At 40.4% G+C, this 22719-nt stretch carries 12 protein-coding genes and 1 pseudogene; 4 read left to right on the top strand and 9 right to left on the bottom strand.

Going from position 1 to position 22719, the window contains the following annotated elements:
* Positions 1-94: 94 nt before the first annotated feature.
* A complete protein-coding gene (locus C9J46_RS01760; RefSeq protein ID WP_233217599.1) occupies positions 95-1195 on the top strand; it encodes a trypsin-like serine protease in 1101 nt (366 codons plus the stop codon).
* A 174-nt stretch (positions 1196-1369) separates the two neighbouring features.
* On the top strand, positions 1370-2434 hold the full coding sequence (locus C9J46_RS01755; RefSeq protein ID WP_107259436.1) for a MalM family protein: 1065 nt from the start codon (positions 1370-1372) through the stop codon (positions 2432-2434).
* Here C9J46_RS01755 and C9J46_RS01750 read toward each other — a convergent pair.
* The 3 genes from C9J46_RS01750 to C9J46_RS01740 are packed head-to-tail and all read right to left on the bottom strand — an operon-like array spanning position 2426 to position 5339.
* Complete coding sequence (locus tag C9J46_RS01750) at positions 2426-3031, bottom strand: CDP-alcohol phosphatidyltransferase family protein (RefSeq protein WP_107290459.1); 606 nt, start codon at positions 3029-3031, stop codon at positions 2426-2428. The genes C9J46_RS01755 and C9J46_RS01750 overlap by 9 nt on opposite strands.
* On the bottom strand, positions 3021-3671 hold the full coding sequence (locus C9J46_RS01745; protein ID WP_107290458.1) for an ATP-binding cassette domain-containing protein: 651 nt from the start codon (positions 3669-3671) through the stop codon (positions 3021-3023). The genes C9J46_RS01750 and C9J46_RS01745 overlap by 11 nt, the downstream gene beginning before the upstream one ends.
* A gap of 18 nt (positions 3672-3689) precedes the next feature.
* Positions 3690-5339: an ABC transporter permease gene (locus C9J46_RS01740; protein WP_107290457.1), complete on the bottom strand. Its 1650-nt coding sequence runs from the start codon at positions 5337-5339 to the stop codon at positions 3690-3692.
* A 493-nt stretch (positions 5340-5832) separates the two neighbouring features.
* Between C9J46_RS01740 and C9J46_RS01730 the strand changes: the two are divergent.
* Positions 5833-6098, top strand: a pseudogene (locus tag C9J46_RS01730) (oxalate/formate antiport family MFS transporter); the annotation flags it as partial.
* 331 nt (positions 6099-6429) lie between these two features.
* Positions 6430-6873 carry an L-alanine exporter AlaE gene (locus C9J46_RS01725; RefSeq protein ID WP_107205639.1) on the top strand — a complete coding sequence of 148 codons (444 nt, stop codon included), beginning with the start codon at positions 6430-6432 and terminating at the stop codon, positions 6871-6873.
* Between the two features lie 111 nt (positions 6874-6984).
* On the opposite strand, the gene C9J46_RS01720 is transcribed toward C9J46_RS01725, so the two are convergent.
* The 6 genes from C9J46_RS01720 to C9J46_RS01695 form a co-directional block, all read right to left on the bottom strand.
* Entirely contained in the window at positions 6985-7911 is a 927-nt protein-coding gene (locus C9J46_RS01720) for a PstS family phosphate ABC transporter substrate-binding protein (protein ID WP_107205640.1), read from the bottom strand.
* Positions 7912-7921: 10 nt separating this feature from the next.
* Entirely contained in the window at positions 7922-8530 is a 609-nt protein-coding gene (locus C9J46_RS01715; protein WP_107205641.1) for an OmpA family protein, read from the bottom strand.
* 2 nt (positions 8531-8532) lie between these two features.
* A complete protein-coding gene (locus C9J46_RS01710; RefSeq protein WP_107205642.1) occupies positions 8533-9843 on the bottom strand; it encodes a TolC family outer membrane protein in 1311 nt (436 codons plus the stop codon).
* A 67-nt stretch (positions 9844-9910) separates the two neighbouring features.
* Complete coding sequence (locus C9J46_RS01705) at positions 9911-11230, bottom strand: HlyD family type I secretion periplasmic adaptor subunit (protein ID WP_107205643.1); 1320 nt, start codon at positions 11228-11230, stop codon at positions 9911-9913.
* Positions 11220-13400 (bottom strand): type I secretion system permease/ATPase, encoded by a 2181-nt coding sequence (locus tag C9J46_RS01700; RefSeq protein ID WP_107290456.1) that lies wholly within the window; start codon positions 13398-13400, stop codon positions 11220-11222. Before C9J46_RS01700 ends, C9J46_RS01705 begins: the two co-directional genes overlap by 11 nt.
* A 7-nt stretch (positions 13401-13407) precedes the next feature.
* The gene (locus C9J46_RS01695; protein ID WP_233217606.1) at positions 13408-22599 is read right to left on the bottom strand and encodes a type I secretion C-terminal target domain-containing protein; all 9192 of its coding nucleotides are present in this window, start codon (positions 22597-22599) and stop codon (positions 13408-13410) included.
* Between the last annotated feature and the right edge of the window lie 120 nt (positions 22600-22719).

The raw sequence follows: 22719 nt of genomic DNA, 5'->3' as shown, positions 1-22719 counted from the left end.
ACTTTTAAGAATATATGGAATCATTTTTAAATTATTATCAAAGGTGTTTATTATTAAGAGTGAATATAAATATTGAATTTCGATGGTAAAAATCATGCAAAAAATGGTCTTTTATATTGTACTTTTATTTTTATCTGCGCAATCTTTTTCCCAGCCTGTTAAAAAAGTGCTTAATGGCTCTGACGTCGATCTTTTTGATTCTTTTCTACTACCATGGAATGCCGCTCTTATAAGTAAAAATAACGATTCCATTATTTGTGGTGCGGTTGTCATCGCAGAGCATTGGTTGCTAACTGTTGCTCACTGTAATAATGATAATTTAGGTAATGTAGCTATTGTTGGTGCTCATAGTGTTGATGTGGACAATCTTGTTCTTTTACATGATAGATATAAGTTTAATATTGTCGATAAAATATCACATCCAGATTATGACCCGCTAACATTCTTAAATGATATCGCTTTATTAAGGGTAGACCGCTCACTTTTTGAGGTGTCTCAAGCGATTAAGATCGCTACAGTTAATGAGCAATATATTGTAGATGAGCAATTTAGAAATTCTTGGGCAACAAATATTGATTCATCATCAACGACAATTGCGTCAGGTTGGGGAGATACTGTTAGCAAAGGCTATCCATCAATCTTGCAGGTAGTCACCTTAGCTGGGGTTCCTGACGAACAATGCATAGGTTTAACTGATAATCATGATTATATTGTATGCGCTGATTCAAATATTAACGGACTCATTAAAGATGTTTGTAATGGTGACTCGGGTAATCCTCTTATTTGGCAGAATGAACAGACTATGTCAGATAGTGATAAGGGAGTAAGGCTAATTGGACTGGCTAGTAATGGGGCGATATGTATAAATCGAAATAACTTTCCTGAAAATCAATATAACCAACTTACTGGTCAATATACGCAGGTTTCATCTTACAAACTCTGGATAGAAGATTGTGTAACGAAACACCATGGTTATCAGGATTTTACACTCAACGATAATAACTTAAAACCAACTATAGATATTGACCCATTTGTATCAATACCAGATTACCCTCAAGAAAGAACTTCACCAGAACCTGAACCTGAGAAAGAAATCGTAACGACGGATAGCAGCGGTGGTTTAGTTTCTTGGTATTTCATTTTGATTATTTTGGTTGTTACTTGGATCGATAAGTTGATATTACTTAAAAATTAATAGCGAGAAATAAACCCCTATACAGCTTAAGTTTATGTCTTACCAGACAAGTTGCTCGTTTTAATTCTTAAAAATAATACGAATAGCAGAGAGATTAATTTTTTATATTTACTATAGTACTTATATGTTCATATAAACCTTAAATAAGTTAAACATATTGAGTTAGGTATAACTATGATAAAATATTGGTATGTTATTATTTTAGGAGGGCTTTTATTAAGTGGTTGCTCATCGCACTTATTCAGTTTGTCTGATAATGATCCAACATCAAAGTCTTTTGTATGTTGTCGATCGTTTGAATATATAAATTGGCAAGTGATAAATGGTGAAGAAAAGAAACTTTATATCAATGAAAAATCAAATATTGGCTACTTTTCTGGTGAAAAAAGTTTATATAAAGCTTATAAATTAGCTGATGGTATTGAGGATATTACATTCTCTATTGAAAGCAAAATTACAAGTAATAATGTATTTTCACCTAATGTTATGATCTTCGATGATAAACTTTCACTTTTTAAATCAGTTAATTTTTTTGATTTTGAAAATAATGGAAAAGACGAAAGCTATAGTATTAAAAAGATAAGGTTAAGTAGAAAAATACCTTATATGATTATATTCACACCTCAAAGTCATGAAGGTACTAAGATTATATTCGATACCCCTAGTGGACAAGAGCTTGTCAATTTGTATACCAAGGGGAGTTTATCTTTTGATGATGTGTCTATAACAAAGAGAATAACAGAAATGGTAGATGTTGAGCTAATACCATTAAATATCAAGAAAAATGTAATACCATCGCCATCACCAGTAGTTGCTGCAGCTCCTTTGGTTGTACCTTTGAAAAAAGTGCCTTCAACACCTTTAAAAGAAAATATAAATATTATTGATGATTCTCAAACTTATAAAGCATATCAAGAGATAGCAAAAAAAGCAGAATATCCATCTAAATTTCAAACAGTTGATAATAATAAAAATTCATGGTCAAACAATTCAACCGATGAGTTGCCTGTTAAATTAGTTGAGCAAGAAACTTCAACGAAAAGTGAACGTATGCTTGTAGAAACGGAAAGAATTTATAATCAATTAATCACTCAATCTTTAAATAAAGGGGATTTTGCTAAAGCACTAAAATTATTATTAGAGGCGAATCGTGTAGGATCGCCAACAGCCGAAACCGTTTTTTTAGAGCAGGTTAAAAAGAAGTTTGAAGGTAAAAATAATTCTAACTCCTTATTTTAAAGTGTTAAATCCACTATATATCCGCGTAAAAGTGGTAAACCAACATGCTGACGCAAAAATGTAGGCAATGACAGCGAAGTGTTGAGGGAACAAGCAAAAGAAGATGAAACAAGCAATTGTTTCTGTGCCTTCAGTTAATCCACTCATGTAATACAATGATTTATTACGATATACGGGGTTTTCAATACCTCGCTTACTGGCCATAACAGCAAAAGCAAGAAAACTGCTGCCCGTTCCAATAAAGGCATAGATTAAAAATGCGCCAGCAATGGCATTTTGCTCTGGATTGGCGAGTACAAAGCCGAAAGGTATTAAGGAATAGAATAAAAAATCCAAACTAATATCCAGAAAGCCACCCGCATCAGTAATACCTTGAATACGTGCAAGAGCCCCGTCAACACCATCACAAATACGATTGAGCAAGATAAAAAACAGGGCAATGAAATAGTGCTCTGTTATTAAAGCTGGAAACGCTAAGCAACCGATAAGAAAGCCTGTAAAGGTGACTTGATTTGCAGTAATACCATAGGGATGTAGACGGGCTGCAATAATATTCAGCGGGGCTTTAATAAGCTTAATACTTACATTATCGAGCATAATGGCTCTCCGTTTGCCAATTGATCACACGGCTATTGTTTGGGATGTCTTGTTTATCATGCGTCACCATTAAAGTGGGTATTTGTGCTTGCTGAATTTGGTTAAAAACCCAATCTCTAAATTGTGCACGGCGGCCACTGTCTAATTTACTGAACGGCTCATCCAATAAGATTAATTGAGGCTGGGCTAATAACAGTCGAGTAAGGCTAATTCGCGCACGTTGCCCACCTGAAATTTGATGAGGGTAAGCATTTGCTAACGCTGATAGCTGCAACTCTTCAAGGGCATTAAGAGCCAGCTTGTGGCGATCTTTACCTTTAATGCGATTGGGTAGTGCAAACGCAAGGTTTTCCCATACTAATAGATGAGGAAAGAGCAAATCATCTTGAAATAACATGCCTATCTGACGTAAGTGAGCAGGTACTTCGGTGATATCGTTATTATTTAATATAAGGTTACCTTGTACCTGAAATGCATCACTTAAATGGCCTGCTATGTAATTTAATAAGGTGGATTTTCCACAGCCACTCGCTCCCATTAAGGTCACGATTTCTCCTTTAGCGATTTGTAAGCAAAAAGAAGTCAGTAAAGCATCACCATTAGGCATTGATATTGTGACGTTGTTGATATGTAGACTCATGATTAGTTGACTCTATTTTTAAACGTTTATTGTTTTTCGTCGGTTTATTCGTCGAGCTAAAATAAAAAAGCCGAACGGGAGCAGCGCTTGGCATAAGGCGTAAATAGCGGTAACTCGCCTGTCCGATCCACTGGCAAGGGTTACGGCTTCTGTCGTTAGCGTACTTATTCGGCCGGCACCCAGCATTAATGTTGGGAGGTATTGTGCCAAACTGACGCTAATGCCAATAACCCATGCAAAAATAAATGCCGATGATAATTGCGGCAGCTTTATTTTAAGCCATACCTGAAAAGGTGTTTTCCCTAAACTTAATCCAATTTGAGTTAAACGTTGATCATAACTGCGATAAGGGCCATCAAGTGCGAGATAGACATAAGGGAAAACAAAAAAGAGATGTGCCCAACAGACCCATAGTAGATAAGTATTAAGTGAGGAAAATAAAGTTAGTACTTGCAAACCGAAGAGCAACGATAGCTGTGGGATCAGCATCGGAATAGCAATAATGTAGTGAGGAATATGCCATTTATGTTTTATACGATATTCGTGCGCGGCAATGGCAAAACATAATCCAAGCGATGCACTAATCAGTGCGATCACTACACTGATGTTGATTGTACTAAGAATATGACTCCATTCTAGTTGCCAAAAACGCAAGCTATAACGACTTGGAAGTACGTCAGGAAAGCGCCAACGCAGTGCGACTGACCATAGACTTAATATTGGGATAATCAACGCTGTTAATGCCAGCAATAGGGTAAAAAGTGATTTTCCTGGTAACGCAAAGCCATATCTGCCCGACCATTGCCACTGTTTAAAATGCTGGGTGAGTAGCCATTCTATCGCCACCGTAATACCTAATAATATTGTGCCGATAACAAATAGCATGATTGCCCCAGCGGCAGCTCGCGGCATGAGTTGTAGGTTTGGATCAATAAACCATTGCCAGACTAAAACAGCAAAGGTGGGGGGATTGGTTGGCCCTATAATTTGTGCAACATCGACGACAGAGACACCATAAGCCACGATAGCAAATAGAGGAAAACGCATCTTAGGTAACCACTGAGGGAAAATACACTTTAACCATGTTTGAGCACGGTTATAGCCCAGAGATGTTGATACTTTTTGGGTTTGCTCAATATTTAATTGTTGGAGAACCGGAATACTCATTAGCACTAAAAAAGGCGTTTCTTTTAAGGCGAGCATAACGATAAGCCCTAAGCCATAAGGATCATTAATCAGTAACGCGGTTTCACTGCCAGCATGAGTACTGAGATTGGTTGGGAGTACTGAATACAATAAACGAACGCCCATACCTGTTGGCGCAAATAAAAAGGCAAAGCCAATCGCGAAAGCAACATGGGGAATAGCGAGAAGAGGGCTTAATGCTGATTCAATTCGCTGCCACAGGCGGGTGCCCCAACAGGTTTGGATGATTGCAAAAGTAAATAAACCAGCAAGAAAACAGCTAGCTGCCGTTGTATAAAATGTTAAGGCAATGGAGTGTTCGACACCTTGCCATTGTAATACTTGGCTAAAGCCGTTGAATGAGAATTGAGTTAGCCCTAATGGTGGCATATACCCTAATGCAGTGATCACTACACCGAGTAGCCCTGGCAATGTCGGTAAAATACACACGGCAATTAAAAGAAAGTAAAACGCAGGTAACATACCGTGTTCTCATGGTTAAAAAAGGTTGCCGTCTTAAGGTATAAGAGACGTAAGACGATGCTGATAGTAATTATAATTATGCAATAAGCAATGCGATTTTAATTATTTAATCAATAAATTACCCGTGACGATAACTATGACCCGTTTTTGCAAACTTTTGTTTCATAACCAATGACTAAAATTATATTTCGTATAATTGCGTTTATATCCTTATTAGTCGGTTACTTGTGTATAACGACCAATTAATGATGTTGGTAGCAGTATTTGAACGTGCTGCTTTACTATTAATGGCACTTTTTTGATTAACACAAACCCCGCACTTTCAGTCGATTGTTAAAAAACAACATTGTCGACCTTTTAAACTATCATTATGTCTCTTTTACTGCTCCTTTTTGCAGTGTTAAATACCTATATGGGAGTGAAAGTTGATGGATGATTGCTGGTATTCACCGTTATTTGATTAATATTTATTGTCCAACATCTGTGGACGTTTGTACTTGGTATTCTGACAGATAAAATCGCACGTACTAAGGTAATAGCGATTGCGTTGACGATCTGTTTAGTGGCTGTATGTGCATTGTTATTTACCTAGGCTTCGGTGTTGGTAGCTTGATTGGTTCAATTGTCGCATCCGTTTTTGGTGGCTTTATTGCAACGTTCTACTTGATGTTCGCATTATTGATTGTCTCTTTTGTGATTGCATTAACCATCCAATTACCTAACGGTGAAAATGAAGCACAGTTAGTCGTCAATCACTAACTGGATAATTTGAGAAAAGAATATCTATAAATCCGAGCACTTATTATGAGTGTTCGGATTTTTTATTATCTGTATGAAGGTGAGAAAGGGCGCAGCATAGTTAATCTCTATATAAATAAATGATTACACTGGCTAGTTTGAATAAAGGCAGTTTAAAACACTATTTTTATATTGAAAGTTAGTTACCAGAATGAAAATAACATTAAAATATGGTGTCTTATTTTAGTTAAACTCTGTTTTAATACGCAAATAAACTGCTTATAAATTTAAAGGCAGTGAAGGTCACTCTAAGCAGTGTTTTAATTAGTTTATTGTTTGGTAAGAGATAGCCATGTCTGTGATTAAGTTTCCTTTAAAGTATAGAAATGCCGCAGCAGATACTTTTGCGATGGTTGTGTTTAGCTTTGCCGCTGGCATGATGATTGAGATCTTTATTTCAGGTATGTCGTTTGAGCAGTCGTTAGCATCACGAACATTATCTATCCCTGTTAATATTGCGATTGCTTGGCCTTATGGCATGTTTAGAGATTACATGATCCGAACAGGTATGCGCTTTTCAACAAAACGTTGGATGAAGGGCTTCTCTGATATGGTGGCTTATGTGTTATTTCAATCACCGATCTATGCTTGCATATTATTAGTTGTAGGGGCGAACTTTGATCAAATTGTCACTGCTGTAACCAGTAATATCGTGGTTTCTGGTGCGTTGGGGATTGTTTATGGTCAGTTTTTAGAAATGTGTCGCCGCATGTTCCGTGTACCGAATGCGGTATGATTAAAAATACGCGATAGTATAAAAAACAGGGGCGTAAAGTTTAACTTTACGCCCCTGTTGCTTTGATAGCGATAGATACCAATTCATGGCTGTTTTAAAACAATTGTTAAATTATTTATAACCGCCCTGAATTTCAGGTTGCTGCTGCTTTAATACGACTTTGTTACGCGTAATTGCCGCTGCTGGTAAATTGATAAAGCCGTTGTCAGTCAGTGTCTGTTGCGCTTCTGGTGTCATTACGTAATTGACAAAGGCTGCTTGCTGCGGCGATAGAGAGCTATTTGTTGGCTCTAAATTCAGATACATGTAATAAACGTTAGCAAGTGGATAGCGGCCTGATAAAATTGTTTCATGATCTAGACCAAAACGCTCACCATTTTTATCAATAATATCAATACGTTTAATATCTTTATCTTGGCTTTGATATACGGTGTAACCAATGGCGTTTTCTTTTGATTCAATAGTATCGATTAAATCTTTACGGCTGTTTAACGATTTAGTTGCCGTTTTTTGGCCATCGTAGCAGGTGATCATCTTGGTGAAATTACGGTGTGCTGATAAATCACCATTGACTGAATAAGCGTGTACTTGTGCCAGTTCAGTATTGTTGGCAAGTACAGGACTTACTGTCTGCCATTGAATTGATTTTAATGATGATTGGCAGCCAAAAATATCAGCCAGTGCATTGATTGAAATAGACTTAATTGGATTATCTTCATTAACCAAAATGGCGATGGCATCGGATGTAAAGTACAGCTCGGTTGGTTTATAACCGTATTTATCTTTAAAAACGGCGACTTCGCTATCTAACCAACGACGAGAGCTAATACCAATTTTTACCCCATCTTCAATCATGACTTTTTGAATATCATTGCTTTGTTCGGTGAGTAAATGATTGTTCAACGTAGCTGTTGAAATTAGCTCGTTGACAACGGTATTGAGTTCATTTTCAACCGCAATGGTTTTACTGCTATCGGCATAAGCAGAAGAAGCAAACAGCGCCAGTGGTAACATGTAAGTTAAAGTTGATTTATTCACGAGTATTCCCTCACTGTGCTGTTGATGCATGTTGCGCTGATTGCTCAGAGCTGTAAATTGTCCATTTTTTTACAGGCTCCATTTGGTTGCTGGTTATAACAGCAATGGTGCGTCGCTCACGTTTCTTTAGGTGCTTGGTTAATTCGGTCACCTGCGTAAACTCTTGCTCTGAGATGCGCTCAGGTGCAATACCATTTTCAATCAATGCATCTTTAATCACACCTGTACGACGTTGCGCTAATGCTTTGTTGTATTCGTTTGTACCTTCAGGGCTAGTATCACCCACAAGGATGACCTTTGCCTGTGGCTTTTGCTTTAATAAATCAAAAAGTTGAGTGAAGGTTTCATTTTGATCTAAGCGAATATGGTCGTCATCAAAGTTAAAGTAAACTGTCTGGATGTCGTATTTTGGCTTCACTTCCCAAGGTGCACAGCCAGTAATATCAACTTGCGTACCAGCAGGCGTATCGGCACACATATCCCGTTGATTGATCACGCCATCTTTATCATGATCGCGAAGATCATCAATCTGATGGCGAGTGACTTGAGTATCAGGCATATCTGCACAGCCAGTTAAAAGCAAAGGCAATAAAATGAGAGAAAGTAGTGATTTTTTCATGATTATTGCTCCTTCGCCTGCCATTGTTCTGGGTATTCAACACGTAACGCATAGGTCAATTTACCCATAGCATTAAGAATGCGATATGCCGCTAAGGTGTGGTCATATTCGGTATTAATGTAGTTCTTGCGGGCAAGGAACACTTCTACTTTTGCATCAAGTACGTCAAGTAAGCTACGACGGCCTAAACGAAATTGTTCTTCATAACCCATTTCAGCGGCTTTTGCTGCATCAACGTTCTGTTTTAACAATTTCTTCTGTTGCTCTAACATGTTGTAGGCATTCCACGCTAGGGTTGTTCCTTCAACCACTTCACGTTCTGCACGCAAACGGATAGTACGTGCTTCTTCATGACGCCATGCAGAGGCTTCTGTATCAGCATTGGTTTTTCCGCCGTTATAGATGTCGTAATTCATGGTTAGCATGACACGGGCATCTTGATCCGGACCCAGTGTGTTCCCCACGTTGTCGTTGGCATTTGCGTGTACTTCTAGCTTAAATTCAGGGAAGTAATTGCCTTTTTCACGGCGAATTTCTTCACGTGCCGCTTGAATATCAGCCATGGCGGCTTGAATTTCAGGATGCTGCTTAATACCTTGTTTAATAGCAATTTCTTTGCTGCTAGGCAGCAGGGCAGTATCGACCACAGGATCGACTAAACCCGTTGCCGGTTTTCCAACTAAACGCATAAATTGGGCATCGAGATCGTAGAGGTTATTTTCGGCGGCAATGAGTGATGAGCGCGCCGTCGCAACACGTGCTGCGATTTGGGCCAAGTCAGAATTACTGCTTAAACCTTTTGAGTTTTTATCCAGAATATCTTGGTAAATCGCTTCATGTTCACGAACGTTACGTTGGGTTAATTCATGAATGGTTTTGGCTTTCAGTACTTCCATGTATAAACGTGTGGTATCTAATGAGATATCTTCTGCATCAGATAACAAGGTTAACCGCTCAGATTCTGCTTCATAGCTCAGACGATCAGTATTGGCTGAGGTTTTAAAGCCATCAAAGATTAACTGCGAGGCTTTGAAACCAATTTCAGTTCGGTTCATGCCGCGATCGTCTTTTGGGATTTTATTGCCACTGTTGTAACGGGTTTCTTCATAACCCGCAGCAGCGTATAGATTTACTTGTGGCAAGTAATCAGCCTGTGCGCCATCGACTTCACGAAGTACTGATTGAAAACGGGCATATTGCCCCGCAATTTGTGGGCTGTAATCAATGGCTGAGGCAACAGACTCTTCTAAAGAGAGCGCGTGCGCAGCACTTGATGAAAATAGCGCAGCTGCTATTAATGATGATAAACGCATTCCTTTTCCTTTATCTCTTATTCTGTATGCCGTTTTGTGTAAAACGGCATGACTAATTAGCTAAATGTTATGGCTCTCTTAATGCACTTGCTTTGGCGCGTAATAACGGCTTTAACCAGTAGCTCAAAACGGTTTTTTCTCCCGTTAAGATATCCACCATAGCTTGCATGCCAGGAATGGCTTGCAAACGTGTTTCGGGATCATCATGGAGCTGAATATGGGCGCGGTAATAAGCGGTACCGTCTTCTGTTTGTAGGGCATCAGCACTGACATATGTCACCGTGCCTTTACGTCCACCGTAAACCACAAAATCATAGGCTGTAAATTTAATGGTGGCTTCTAATCCTGTTTGTACAAAAGCAATATCTTGCGGCGAAATTCGTGCTTCAACGATTAACTTACTGTCATTAGGCACTAACTCCATGATGGGTTCACCGGGTTTTACAACACCGCCTAATGAGCGCACTAAAATATCTTTAATAGTGCCATCCATTGGGGCGGTGATTTCAGTTCGTTTTAACTGATCGGCTAACCCTTCTTGACTATCTTCTAATTGGGCAAATTGATTGGTCAATTCATTGAGTTGTGCTTGGACTGAGGTTCTAAATTCCAACGCAAGATTGCGGCGCATCACAATAGCTTCACGTAATGCTGCTGACGTTTTTTGTTGTGCAACTTTTGAACTGGCAATTTCGCCGCGTAATTTGACCTGATCGCGACGTGTTTGGATCAATTCTACTTCCGCAACAGCGCCTCGTTTTACCGCCCCTTCGAGCATTTTGGCTTCTTTATTGACTAAACGAAGACTGCTATAAAGTGTGGATGTATTACTTTTCGCATCACGTAACGCTTCAGTTTGCTGTTCAATCGTAAGCTGTGCTTCTTCAAGTTGTGACTCAATTTGTCCAATACGTTCGTTGTAATTGGCTTTAGCATTAAGCTGGGCACGCTTACTTAAATCATCAAAAGCGATAGCTTGATGGGAAATAGTGATTTGTTTTTTCCAATCTTTTTCCTTGGTATTGACTTTTACTGTGTCTAATTCGGCTTTCAGGCGTTTGATTTGCGCTTGTAAAGTACGGTAATGCTCATCAGATTCTTGGAAAGCGGTACGGAAACGGGTGTCATCTAAAATAATTAAAGGCTGACCTTTCTTTACCTGTTCGCCTGCTTTAACTAAGACTTGTTCAATAATACCGCCTTCTAAACTCTGAATTTTTTGAATGGCGAGGGTCGGTACAACTTTGCCATCACCCACGACCACTTCTTCCAATTTGGAATAAGCAGCCCAAGTGATAATAGAGATAACTAGTAGTGAACAAAGCCAAACGATTTTACGAGAACGATAGGCGTGTTTTTGATTTGCCCATTTTAAATTACTGCTCATTACCGCCTCCTTGAACAATACTGACGGATCGAACACGGCTAACTGGACGTTGTGGTTTTTGTTTAGCAAGAATGGTTTTTGCATCACCATCTGCCACTATTTGCCCACGCTCTAGCACAATAATGCGATCACATTGTGCCAAAATAGACTGGCGGTGAGAGCTAATTACCATGGTGATATCACGCGGTAATTTATGCAGGGCTTGACGAAAACGTTCTTCTGCTTGTTGATCTAAAGCGCTAGTTGGCTCATCCATCAACAATAGGCTAGGTGAGCGATACAGTGCGCGAGCCAGTGCTACTGCTTGGCGTTGACCGCCTGATAAATTACGGCCATTTTCACCGACTTGGGTTTCTAATCCGTTGGCAAGGCGATCCATAAAGCTATTTAAGCCCGACGTGGTTATGGCATGACTTAGGCGCTTTTCATCGACTTCATCACAGCCAAATAGAATATTTTCATAAATAGTGCCGTAAATAAGAGCTGGCTGCTGTCCAACCCAACCGATGTTGTTACGAAGGGCGGCGGGTGGCCATAACTGAGCATCAATACCTTCAAAATACAATTGTCCTGAACTTGGACGATATTGATAAGAAAGTAGGGCTAATAGGGTCGATTTACCAGAGCCTGCGGCGCCAATAATACCAACACGCTCACCTTGGCGGATCGCTAATTTTATATTACTGAGGGCATTGAATTGCTGCTCAGGATAGGCAAAGTTCGCATCATCTAACTGAACATTACCGTTAAACTCACCGCGATCCATGACCTGATGCTCATTACTTTCCTGCGGTAATGCCATCACTTGATCCAGCCCTGTAATAGCAGAGCGGCTTTGCTGATAGCGCAGCATTAACATCGATAACTGGTTGATTGAACTCGCGGCTCGACCGCTCAGCATAACAATAGCAATCAAGCCACCCATGCTAAGCAAGCCTTCTGAAATACGATAAACACCAATGATAATTAAACCTATGGTTACGATTTGCTGACTACTCATTACCGAATGAGAAACAACATTGGTGTATTTTCGTGATTTTATATGCCAATCAGAGAGTGCAGAGACGGTTTGCTCCCAACGGCGTTGGATGATGCCTTCAGCATTGTTTTGTTTGATATCAGACAGATTATATAAGCTATCTAATAGTTGGGTTTGTTTCTGGGTCGATAAGCGAGCGGATTCATCCAATGTTTGACCAATTTTTCCTTTCATAACGGTGCTTAGGAGCAATAGCACCGCCATAACAGCGATAGGAACAAACATCATAGGTCCGCCAAGCCAACCAATTAATGCAAGGAAGAACAAGGTGAAAGGTAAATCCACCAAGGTAACTAAAGTGACTGACGTGAAAAACTCTCGCACACTGTCAAAATCTTGAATTTGACGCGCAAATGCAGCGGCTGATTGGGGGCGATGTTCAAGTTTCATCCCCAAGACTTTTTGCATTAAAATTGCCGATAGTTTGGTATCAATATGATGCCCAGCCATATCGGTGATAGCGCTTCGTGCTTCACGTAATAACCAATCAAATATCAACGCAATTGATACCCCAGCCGCCAACACCCATAAGGTATTAAAGGCTTGGTTGGGTACCACGCGATCGTAGACGTTCATGGTAAACAACGGCACGACAAGAGCGAGTAGGTTGATAAAAATAGAGGCAATAAGCAGATCACGATACCAAGGTTTTACCTCTGAAATCGCTGCAAGTAACCAATGTTTTTTCGGCTTAGGTTTAATATCATCCACGCGGGGGTCAGCAACTTGGATCGGCGAAACTTGCCAGACATCGCCGCTGAGCAGATGTGTTAGCTCATCGCTTGATTGCTGAGATACAACGGGAGTTGGGGTATGATCATCATTAGTTTTAAACTGGACGATTTTAAATACACCATCAACGTGCTCACTAATAATGATTGGCTCGCCAGCATCAGTTATCCCTACGGCTGGTAAGCTTGCTGTGATTAGCTTTTTTTTCGGGTGTAAGCCAACGTCCAACTGAGCTTGGTTGGCTGCACGTTCAAACAGAGAATCGTCAAGTTTACCCTCTATTAAGGGTAAACCTGAGGTGACTTTTAGACGATGACAGCGAATGCTGTAATGCTGGCATAGCCACAAAATAGAGGCGAGCCAGATGTCATTATCTAACGGCGGATTTTTACTACTCATACCATCCCTAGCCAGTAATTAGATTATTATCATCTATCATTTTTTGTAGAACCTCTGCTTCCGTTGCAGAGCTCGTATCTGCGCCATAAAGCGCATCTTTACTTACATTGTCTAAAGTTATCTCTTGTGTAACATCTGTACCATTGTCTTTAACATGTAATGTGACGGAACCGTTATTTTCAGTAATATCAATATAGTTATCGGCTGAAATACCATCAGTGACATTTGATAAAATAGCGCTTAAGTCAATGTTGTCGGTATTAATTGTGGTATCAAAATCTAAAATAGTATCTTGTGCTGGTGCAGAGATTGAACCAAGATCATCAGATTTAAAGACGAAACTGTCATTACCGTTATCACCTGACATTATATCGTTACCTTTACCGCCGATAATCAAATCGTCATTGGCTGTACCTACTAGGGTATTATCACCCGATACTGCGACTTTGAAATCGATGGTTTGCGCTGTGCCCGTTGCAGTTTGGTTGCCGATGCTGGCACTTGGCTCAATAGATAAAGTGAAATCTTGTGCGCTGTTGCCTGTCATGGTGAGGCTGGCAATATCAGCAAGTTCGACTTCCCAACCACCATTATTTTCTTTTCCAGCAGAGAAAGTGTAATCACTTGGGAAGCCTGTGATCATAATGCTGCCTTTTTCATTAGGTGCTGGATTTTGCATCATGAGATCAAGATTTAAGGCGATCGCTGAATCTGTTTCAGCAATAATACTGTTGTATTGCGCCGTTAATTCAGGCTCATCAGGTAGCGCATCAATGGTTAATTTGATCTCTTCGGTAGCGATAACACCTTCATGAGTGTACTCAGTGCCTAATACGATATTGGTATCAACAGTATTGGCAGCTAATGTGATCGTCATGTCGCCATAAGCATCACCAGGATAAAGTGTGAATTCATCCAATGTATTGGCATTAACGACGACGGTAGCAAACCAATTATTTCCTTTTTGCCCAAAGGTAACTTCTTGTCCGCCAATAACGATTTTATCTAACCCTTGTAACTGAGCAGGATCATTCGCACTGATCGTTACTGTGAGTCGTAATGCTTCATCACTGTTTGTTTCATAGCTTTCTAGATTCACTGGAATAGTGAAACTATCACCTTCAGTTCCAGCAAGACTTTCTGGGACATCAAAGAACTGAACATCATCGCCAATAGGTTTAACGCCTACGACTAAATCAGTGGTCGAGGTTTTAATATCATTGGTGCCAATTTCGTTGGTGATGGCTTCTAGTTTGAGTTTCATATCGCCACTAAAATCTAGCGGTGGACGTATATAAACCCCGTCCATTTGGCTGGCACTGATACTCCATGATTGACCACTGTTAGGTAACTGGACGAATGTATTTCCGCCATCGGGTGAATAGAACAATACAGCACCTTCAGGTAGCCCTGAAATATTCAGAGATAGTGTTTCTGAACCATCGTTATCAAATAAAATTGCGTCTATGCCTGTGATATTAATGTAGCTATCTTCGTCACCGAGAACTTCGATTTTATCGGGCATTTCAGCAAAATCAGTTACTGGTGCAACATTGATGACCACTGATGCCGTTTTGGTTTGGGTATCGGTTTGGGTTGGGCAATCAGCTTCATCAGTAATGTTGGCTGCAACATTAATGATTAACTCACCGCTGAAGTTAAGTGGTGGTGTTAAGGTTAATTCACCTAAACGGGTTGGGTCTTTAATTGTCCATGTGTTATCGCCGTTGTCTTGTAAAATGGCGGGATCGCCGTTGAGTTCTGCCCCGGCAGGTAAAGTAATTTTCAACCAGTTAATGGTTTCTTTACCTGTGGCTGATTCACCTTCACCGCTGATGGTTTGCCCCGCGAAAATATTATCACCTAAGATTAATTCTAAGTTGATAGCAGATTCGGTATCTTCCTGAATCGTGGTTTGTCCTGCATTGACAATGATATCATCGACAACAGGGATAACTTCAATCTTAATATTCTGCGTTGTTTTGGACGATTGACCGTTACAGGTGGACGTTTGAGTGATCTCAATCGGAATATTAATACAGCCAGCCCAATCTTCATCGAGTCCAACAAAGACCATATTTTCTAAGCCGCTTGGTGTAATGGTATAGCCAAGAATTTCACCAACAGCATTGTATTCAGGAATAACACCATCGCCTTCAATTTCAACACCTAGAGGTAGATCTTTGATATCAATGAAAAACGATATTTCTATTTCAGGGTTGTCGTCAATGTTGCCATCCAGCAACCCTGATAAATCAATATCTTCACCTTCTTTGGCAATAATGGCATCGTCACCTTGAATGCTATCTGGATCGTCAATTGGAAGACAAGAACCACCGCCGCTGTGACCTGTAATTTGGACTTGAAGAGGAGCTTCAATATAGCGTGAATGTTCGTCATCAATAACGTGGGCTACAACACGTAGATCGATAATGTCAGTATCAAAGCTAGAGCTAATGGTTGCACCTGCCAAGATATCTTTCATCGATTCTTTTACTGTGTCACTGGTTAATCCCGTTGCGGGAATAATCCAGTTACCACTGCCGTCAATGGACGCACCATTTGGGTGTTCAACGATTAAGTTAATACTATTTGGTACGACGATGATGATGTAATCAAGGTACTCTGAGCCATCGAGATCTTCATCAAAAAAGTGAACCGCGTTGGTTAAATCGATAGGGCTTCCATCGGTACTGGTGAGCACTTCTGATGTTGATTCTAAACGGGTATCGCCTTCAACAATACCATTCACATCAAGTTGAATGGTTGCATTAATGTCTTTTGTCGCCGTTTGTCCTGTAGGTGAGGTGTCAGTGACTTCATAGCTAATTGAAATATTGAATAAACCACTTAAATCTTCATCAGCAAGCACAGTAACACGACCGCTGTTAATGAAGTCAGTCCACGATTCGCCACTGGTTTTGTAGCCAGCAAGATCTAATCCACCAGTAGGTACAGATACGGCAATACCATCAATAAAGAGTGTTAAGCCTGAAGGTAATCCAGTGATCTTATAACCGGTTAAACTTTCACTGTGATCGATATCTTGATTAATCATGGGCTCACTTAAGAAGCTTGCTGATTTATCCTCAAGCGTTGTTGTTTCAAGGATAGCGCCATCTTTTTCATCAACGACAGGAAGCACATCAATTTCTACTTGGTAATTGAATTCGCCGCTGTCACCATCAGGCTCAGTTGAAATCACGTTAACATCAAAATTAAGTTGCCCACTGAAGTCTTTCGGTGTTTTTAAGAAGGTGGTTTTAAGCTGATCGTTGCTGATCTGGTAGATCACGCCATTCGATGCATTTTCACCTACGATTTCTAGTGTGATCGGATCACCGTTACTATCAACAAACATTACCCCGTCAGGAAGGTTGGTGATCATAATAGTGATCTGTTCCGATTTATCATCATCACTGGTGGTGATCATGAAATCTAAAGGCAATGGACTATCTTCGTTAAAGCCGGATGTACCTTTGATTGTGCCTTTAAAGCCCGTGGAATTTCCAGTGCTTGGGCTTTCTGTAACGTACTCCCAATGACCATTACCGCCATCTACAACATCAGGGCGATCAATCACACCTTTTAAATCAATAGTAATGGTTTTGGTATCACTAACCGCAGTGATATTAATGGGATCAAGTCCATCAACGGAGGTTTCGGTCGATACCGCCGTGACTTCAATGGTCAGCGTTTCTGTCCATGAGCTGATATCTTCTTTTGGATAAAGTAGGGCTGTACCGTTTTCAATATCTTCAGCGCTGACAATATAAAGACCTGATCCTACTGGTTGCTCAATAGCACCACCGCCTTGAATAGACCAACCATCTTGCACTTTGATTTGATAGCTTAAACTTTCAGAACCATCGGTATCGGTAAGCTTACCGACTAATACTTGGCTTAAGTTAATCGGTTGATCTTCAATACCTTTAATGTTCTTCACCGATAGCGTCGGTGTATCAGCGTCAGGCTTGATATTAATGATCACTTGGTGTGGTATTTCTTCGGTTTTATGTTCATTTTTATCAATGAACTGGTTACCTTTTTCTGTCGCAATGGCGGTTACGGTAAATTCAAATTTACCTGCAAGGTTTTTATCTGAAACGATAGTGATTTTATTCAGTTGATTTTGATTTAATACATCACCGTCTTTAACGACATTGCCATTGAGTTTTAATGTAATGCCATCTGGAATACCTGAAATTCGATATGTTAATTTTTCGGAATCATCGGTATCGGTAAGATTGGCAGCAAGGTCTAGTTTAATGCTGCCGTTATCATCCTCAACGCCCGTGTATTCAGTTTCAGGGGCGTCCCATACAGGCGCATCAGCATTTGGATATACTTTTATAGGTAACTTCTTATCTAAGGATGTAATGCCTGAATCTTTTGAAATGGTTGCTGTGACTTCAAGGTTCACCATACGTTGCTGATTAATTGCAACATCAGGGGCTGGTTGATAGGTGAGTTCACCGTTAGGAGAGTAGAAATTACCGTTTTTAATAAAATCGGTAATCGTGATGACGCCGCCGACTGCCGTGAGTAACGTGCCATTCAAATAAAGTTGTCCACCTGCCAATGAGCTTTCACTAATAGTGATACTGGTAAGGGTTTCATTTTGGTCATTATCGCCTGGGAAGACTTTGATTGTTAACGGGGCTGTCAACGTGTCTTCCAATACTTCCATCAGTTCAACGTTGATATGACCTGGGTTATCACCCAATGCCATTGTTGCGGTTCGATTCGCGGTATCACCATCGCCATCTTTAACTGTATATTTTAGTGTATCGAGGATCCGTCCACTAAATTCAGACGTTGAGACAGTTGTTATTTCAACCGTACCGTCAGCATTAACGACCATGGTACCGTACTTTTTCGACGGCGAGATCGTAGTATTGATTAAATCAATCGGATTACCATCAATAGAGTAAGTTGTTCCGTTGTAAATGAAGCTAACAATTTCACCGCCGTCAGCCCCAGTGATCTCATCGGTTAATAGTTGTAAGGTTTGGCTTTGTCCTTCAACTAAAGACAATGTACTGGCAGTACCGGCTTTTGGAACATCATCTAAGACATTCACATCAAAGATAGTGGCAGGCGAGGTGTCGCCATCGCTGTCAGTCAGAATGGCACCAAACTCAAGGTTAAGCGTATCTTGTGATGTGGCATCTGGATGATCAATAGAGGCAAAGAGATCAAACTCCACCGTACCATCAAGGTTAACTTTAATTTGGAATATTTCTTTACCCGCGGCTGTTGCGATATACCAACCATCAGCATTAGGTGCGCCAAGCGTGATGTTATCGCCTGCGCTGGTGTAGTTTTTACCATTAAATAAGGCGGTGTCTAAGGTCACGGATACCACACTATCACTGCCTGTATTAAAGCTCAGTGTTGGTGTTGCTACATCAGAGGCATCACTGTCTACACCATCATCTAATAAATCATTTTCTTGGACATTTAAGCTGCCATTAACGATGATTTCTGGCTTCAAACCATCCCAAATTGTGACCGTTACGTTGGATGTTCCAACACTGCCATCACTATCAGTAGCTTGAACGGGAAGGGTGATATCAAGCTTGGTATCTTTACCATTGAGGTGATCGATAAAGTCATTCAGCACAATGGTAATGGTTGCATCTGCACTGCCACCTGCAGCAATAGTGCCAATGTCGGAAAGGTTGATGGAAAAGATCACCGTACCGTTAGCTAAAACCGCATCATAGGTATTGTTACCATCAAACTGCCACGTCAGTGCTTCACCGTTATGAGTGATCGCATCACCATCACTGGTTTGAACTGCGCCTGTTAGAGCCAGTTGTAAATCAACAATCGGATCTTGCCCTGCGGTAACAGAAATTGTTGAGCTTGCTGTTTCTGTCGTGCCTGCTGGTGGCGCATCGGGTGCTACAGCAATTGGGTTTTCGGTAATTTCTAATGTGGTATTAGTAATGACTGGCGTGTCACCATCGGCAATCGTTACAGTGATATTGGCTTGGTTAACGTCGCCATCGTTATCGCGAATAAAGACTGGAATGGTAATGGTTTCAATGCCATTTGGATCTGTTTGGTCGATAGATTTATACAGGTTGAAAGTGTACTCAACCGTCGAGTTACCTTCAGCATCAGGTTTTTGTGTAATGGCAACATCAAAGACTTTTACACCATTGACCCAAGCTTCAATCATCTGACCGGTGCCGTTAATGGTGTAAGTAATGATATCGCCGCCGCTGGTTAATCCTGATGGTAGCTGTGTTTGATCAAAATATAACGGGCTGAGAGGTGAAAGGCCATTTAAGCCATCACTGCCAACAACAACATCGATAGTGCCTGTTTTGGATATCGGTTGGCTTGAAGAAAGGCTAGCTTCATCAAAGTCGAGTGCTTGGTTGACGATTAATTCAGGATCTGCACCATCTTCTATATACCAATCAAATTGTCCTGTTGGGGTTTTTGTACCATCCAAATCGGTGGCATCAATCAGTAGTGGTAATTTGATCACATCACTGGCATTGGTGTGATTTAAAGGACGATATTGAACAAAAGTGACAGTACCTGTTACGTCATCACCATTAGCGACACCAGTTAGAGTTAAGGTGAAGATGGTTTCTCCGCCAGAAGTTGCTGTAATGGTTTTTCCATCATTACTTAATGTGTATTCAAGGTATTTAACGGAAGTACCTGACGTTAGATTTAAAGCACTTAAAGTAGCAATAGTTTGGGCGTTAAAAGTGATGCTATTAGGATCGGGGTTATCTGATCCTGCTTTAATGGTAAAGTCACCCGTAAAGGTATCTGTAGGATTAGAAATCAGTCCTTCAACGTTACTATCATTGTTATTGATGATGGTATTTGCTTCGCCATCTTTAATTGTGATGGTGAGATCCGCACTTCCGTTGTCATTATCTTTATCGCCAGCGATATAGTTAACTACGAGGTCAATATCACCCGCACTATGGTCGAGATTACGATTGGCGGTAAAAATCCAATGACCATTTTCTTTCATGGTCAGTTGACCTTCAGGAAGATCAAACGTTACAGAAGAACCTGTTAGATCTTTGGTTTCACCGTTAATCGTGACACGAACAACAGAGAGGGGGGAATCAAGATCACTATCATTGTTGAGCACATTGCCAGAGGTAATATTGCCTTCAATCACATTGCTATAGTCATCAAGAATCGTAGGTTCTGAATCTCGGATATAAATTAACGCGGGCGCAACAACCGTTTCTGTTGTGCCATCGCTATCGGTTTGGACACCATCAATCAAGATCGCTGATTGAGTGCTATTGAAACCAAATTTAGTATCAATAGGTTCAAATAACGTAATTTTAATGTCTTGAGAGACGGTTTGAATCGTTGCCGTTAAAACGGTGACGCCATTGCTTACCGCAGTGAGTGTGAGCCCATCCGGTGAGATGGTAACCGTAATCGGGTTACCGTTAGAGGTTAACTTTTCTAGTAATGCTTGATTGGCATTAAAAGTAAACTCAGCAAACTCGATATTGATAGAAGCCGTTGCAGTTTCTGAACCTTGATAATCTAATGTCGTCTCATAAAAAACTGAAGAATCAGGATGTCTTAATGTCGGCATATCATCAGTCGCAGTATTACCTGCTATATCGGTAACGGTTGCTGACATTTCCCATGTTTTTTGTACATTGAGTTGGCTAAGATCGAAATCTTCAATACGCCAATTTCCCGCACTATCTACAGTGGTGGTTAAGATAACGGTTTCAGTGCCATCACTGAAAGTGACTTCGATCTTATCACCCGCCTCAGTGCCCGTTGTTGTACCTTCTAAAAACTCGACATAACCAAGCTTGAGTGCGGTGATATTCAATCCGCCCAAATCGTAATTGCTGGTATCAATATCGATAGTTGGTGGCGTGGTATCTTTAATGATTGTATTGCTCGATACCGCTGGGTTACCTGCGATATCCATGGTTTCTGCGGTGATAGTGATTTCGCCATCATTAAAATTACTTAGATCGACATTAGCAATATTCCAGCTGCTATTGGTTACAGTGGTGGTAAACGTTAAATTATTACTGCCTTGTCCTGAAACGGTAATGGTAACGGTTTGACCATTTTCTACGTGATTAACACTACCAAAAAGGTGGGTATTTTTTACTGTTACGTTATTGAGATAATCATTAGCAACGCCATCGTTATCGCTATCAAAGGCTGCGGTGATATCTGCAAGGGTATCTTTGATAATAGTGCTGGTGGCAGAGGCTGGATTACCTGCAATATCGACCGTGTCTGCAACTACTGTGAGTTCACCTTCGGCGAGGGAAGATAGATCTGTATCGTTAATGTTCCAAGTACCATCAGTGTTAGTTGTTTCAAAGGTGATGGTTTTACCTTGGCTATCGGTGACGGTAATCGTAACGGGTTGGTTATTTTCTACAAAGGTGATATCGCCTAATAAATCACTAACAACGATTTCAAATTGGTTGAGATAATTATCACCCTTGCCATCAAATTCAGCGGTAACTTCAGCTAAGGTGTCTTTGATGGTGTTATCTGTGGCGTCAACAAAATTGCCATAGTAATCAGTGACAGAAGCATAAACATCAAGTGGACCTTCAGCGAGTTCACTTAAGTCTTGATCGTTAATAAACCATTTTTGATCTTTAACGACCGCATTTGTTGTGAACACTTTGCCATTAATATCCGTGATAGTCACAACCACAATACGGCCATTTTCAACATCAATAGCGTCACCAAAGAGATCGACCGTCGGCACTTCAAAGCGGTTCTCATAACCATCACCACCGTCAACAATTGTGACTGTTAAAGCGGCAGAGTTACGAAGTGACAAAATGGTATCGCCAATTTCATCTCGTTCGTTTCTCTCTTGGGAAGTTGTTGGACGGGTAGTAAATCCCGCTTCAGGCAAGGTTTCAGCAAGCGTAGGTTTAATACGGGTAATAAAAGAAATACCATCACTTGAACTGATATTAGATTCTGAGGCGTTTTGTGTGTGACGAGGTGCCGTATCAGATTGCGTCAAGTTAACAACATCGTCTTCATTATTTTGAGTTTTTATGATGTCGTTAACTTGTGCTTGCTCTGCAATGAAAGGTACTGAATTATCAATGATCTCCGATGGCGGAACTTGTACCCATTCACCTTCCGTTGTTATTTTCCAGATAACGTTTTCAACAACTACATACATTACTGGCTTCATCCTTGGCCCCTGCGTTTTATTATTTATTGTGGAAAAGTGTGTCGAGTGTTTGTTTCATCCAATGCACAATCTCGCCACGTTAATCAATATTAGAGAGCAAAAGGATTGAAAAACATTATT

This window comes from Photobacterium sp. GB-36, from assembly GCF_003026135.1.
GTDB lineage: Bacteria > Pseudomonadota > Gammaproteobacteria > Enterobacterales > Vibrionaceae > Photobacterium.
This window is presented reverse-complemented; position numbering and strand designations above follow the sequence as displayed.

What these genes read in the sequence shown, in the direction of transcription:
- C9J46_RS01705 (WP_107205643.1), bottom strand. Translation starts at nt 11,230, where the DNA reads ATGAGCAGTAATTTAAAATGGGCAAATCAAAAACACGCCTATCGTTCT.
- C9J46_RS01710 (WP_107205642.1), bottom strand. Translation starts at nt 9,843, where the DNA reads ATGCGTTTATCATCATTAATAGCAGCTGCGCTATTTTCATCAAGTGCT.
- C9J46_RS01740 (WP_107290457.1), bottom strand. Translation starts at nt 5,339, where the DNA reads ATGTTACCTGCGTTTTACTTTCTTTTAATTGCCGTGTGTATTTTACCG.
- C9J46_RS01745 (WP_107290458.1), bottom strand. Translation starts at nt 3,671, where the DNA reads ATGAGTCTACATATCAACAACGTCACAATATCAATGCCTAATGGTGAT.
- C9J46_RS01700 (WP_107290456.1), bottom strand. Translation starts at nt 13,400, where the DNA reads ATGAGTAGTAAAAATCCGCCGTTAGATAATGACATCTGGCTCGCCTCT.
- C9J46_RS01695 (WP_233217606.1), bottom strand. Translation starts at nt 22,599, where the DNA reads ATGAAGCCAGTAATGTATGTAGTTGTTGAAAACGTTATCTGGAAAATA.
- C9J46_RS01755 (WP_107259436.1), top strand. Translation starts at nt 1,370, where the DNA reads ATGATAAAATATTGGTATGTTATTATTTTAGGAGGGCTTTTATTAAGT.
- C9J46_RS01715 (WP_107205641.1), bottom strand. Translation starts at nt 8,530, where the DNA reads ATGAAAAAATCACTACTTTCTCTCATTTTATTGCCTTTGCTTTTAACT.
- C9J46_RS01750 (WP_107290459.1), bottom strand. Translation starts at nt 3,031, where the DNA reads ATGCTCGATAATGTAAGTATTAAGCTTATTAAAGCCCCGCTGAATATT.
- C9J46_RS01725 (WP_107205639.1), top strand. Translation starts at nt 6,430, where the DNA reads ATGTCTGTGATTAAGTTTCCTTTAAAGTATAGAAATGCCGCAGCAGAT.
- C9J46_RS01760 (WP_233217599.1), top strand. Translation starts at nt 95, where the DNA reads ATGCAAAAAATGGTCTTTTATATTGTACTTTTATTTTTATCTGCGCAA.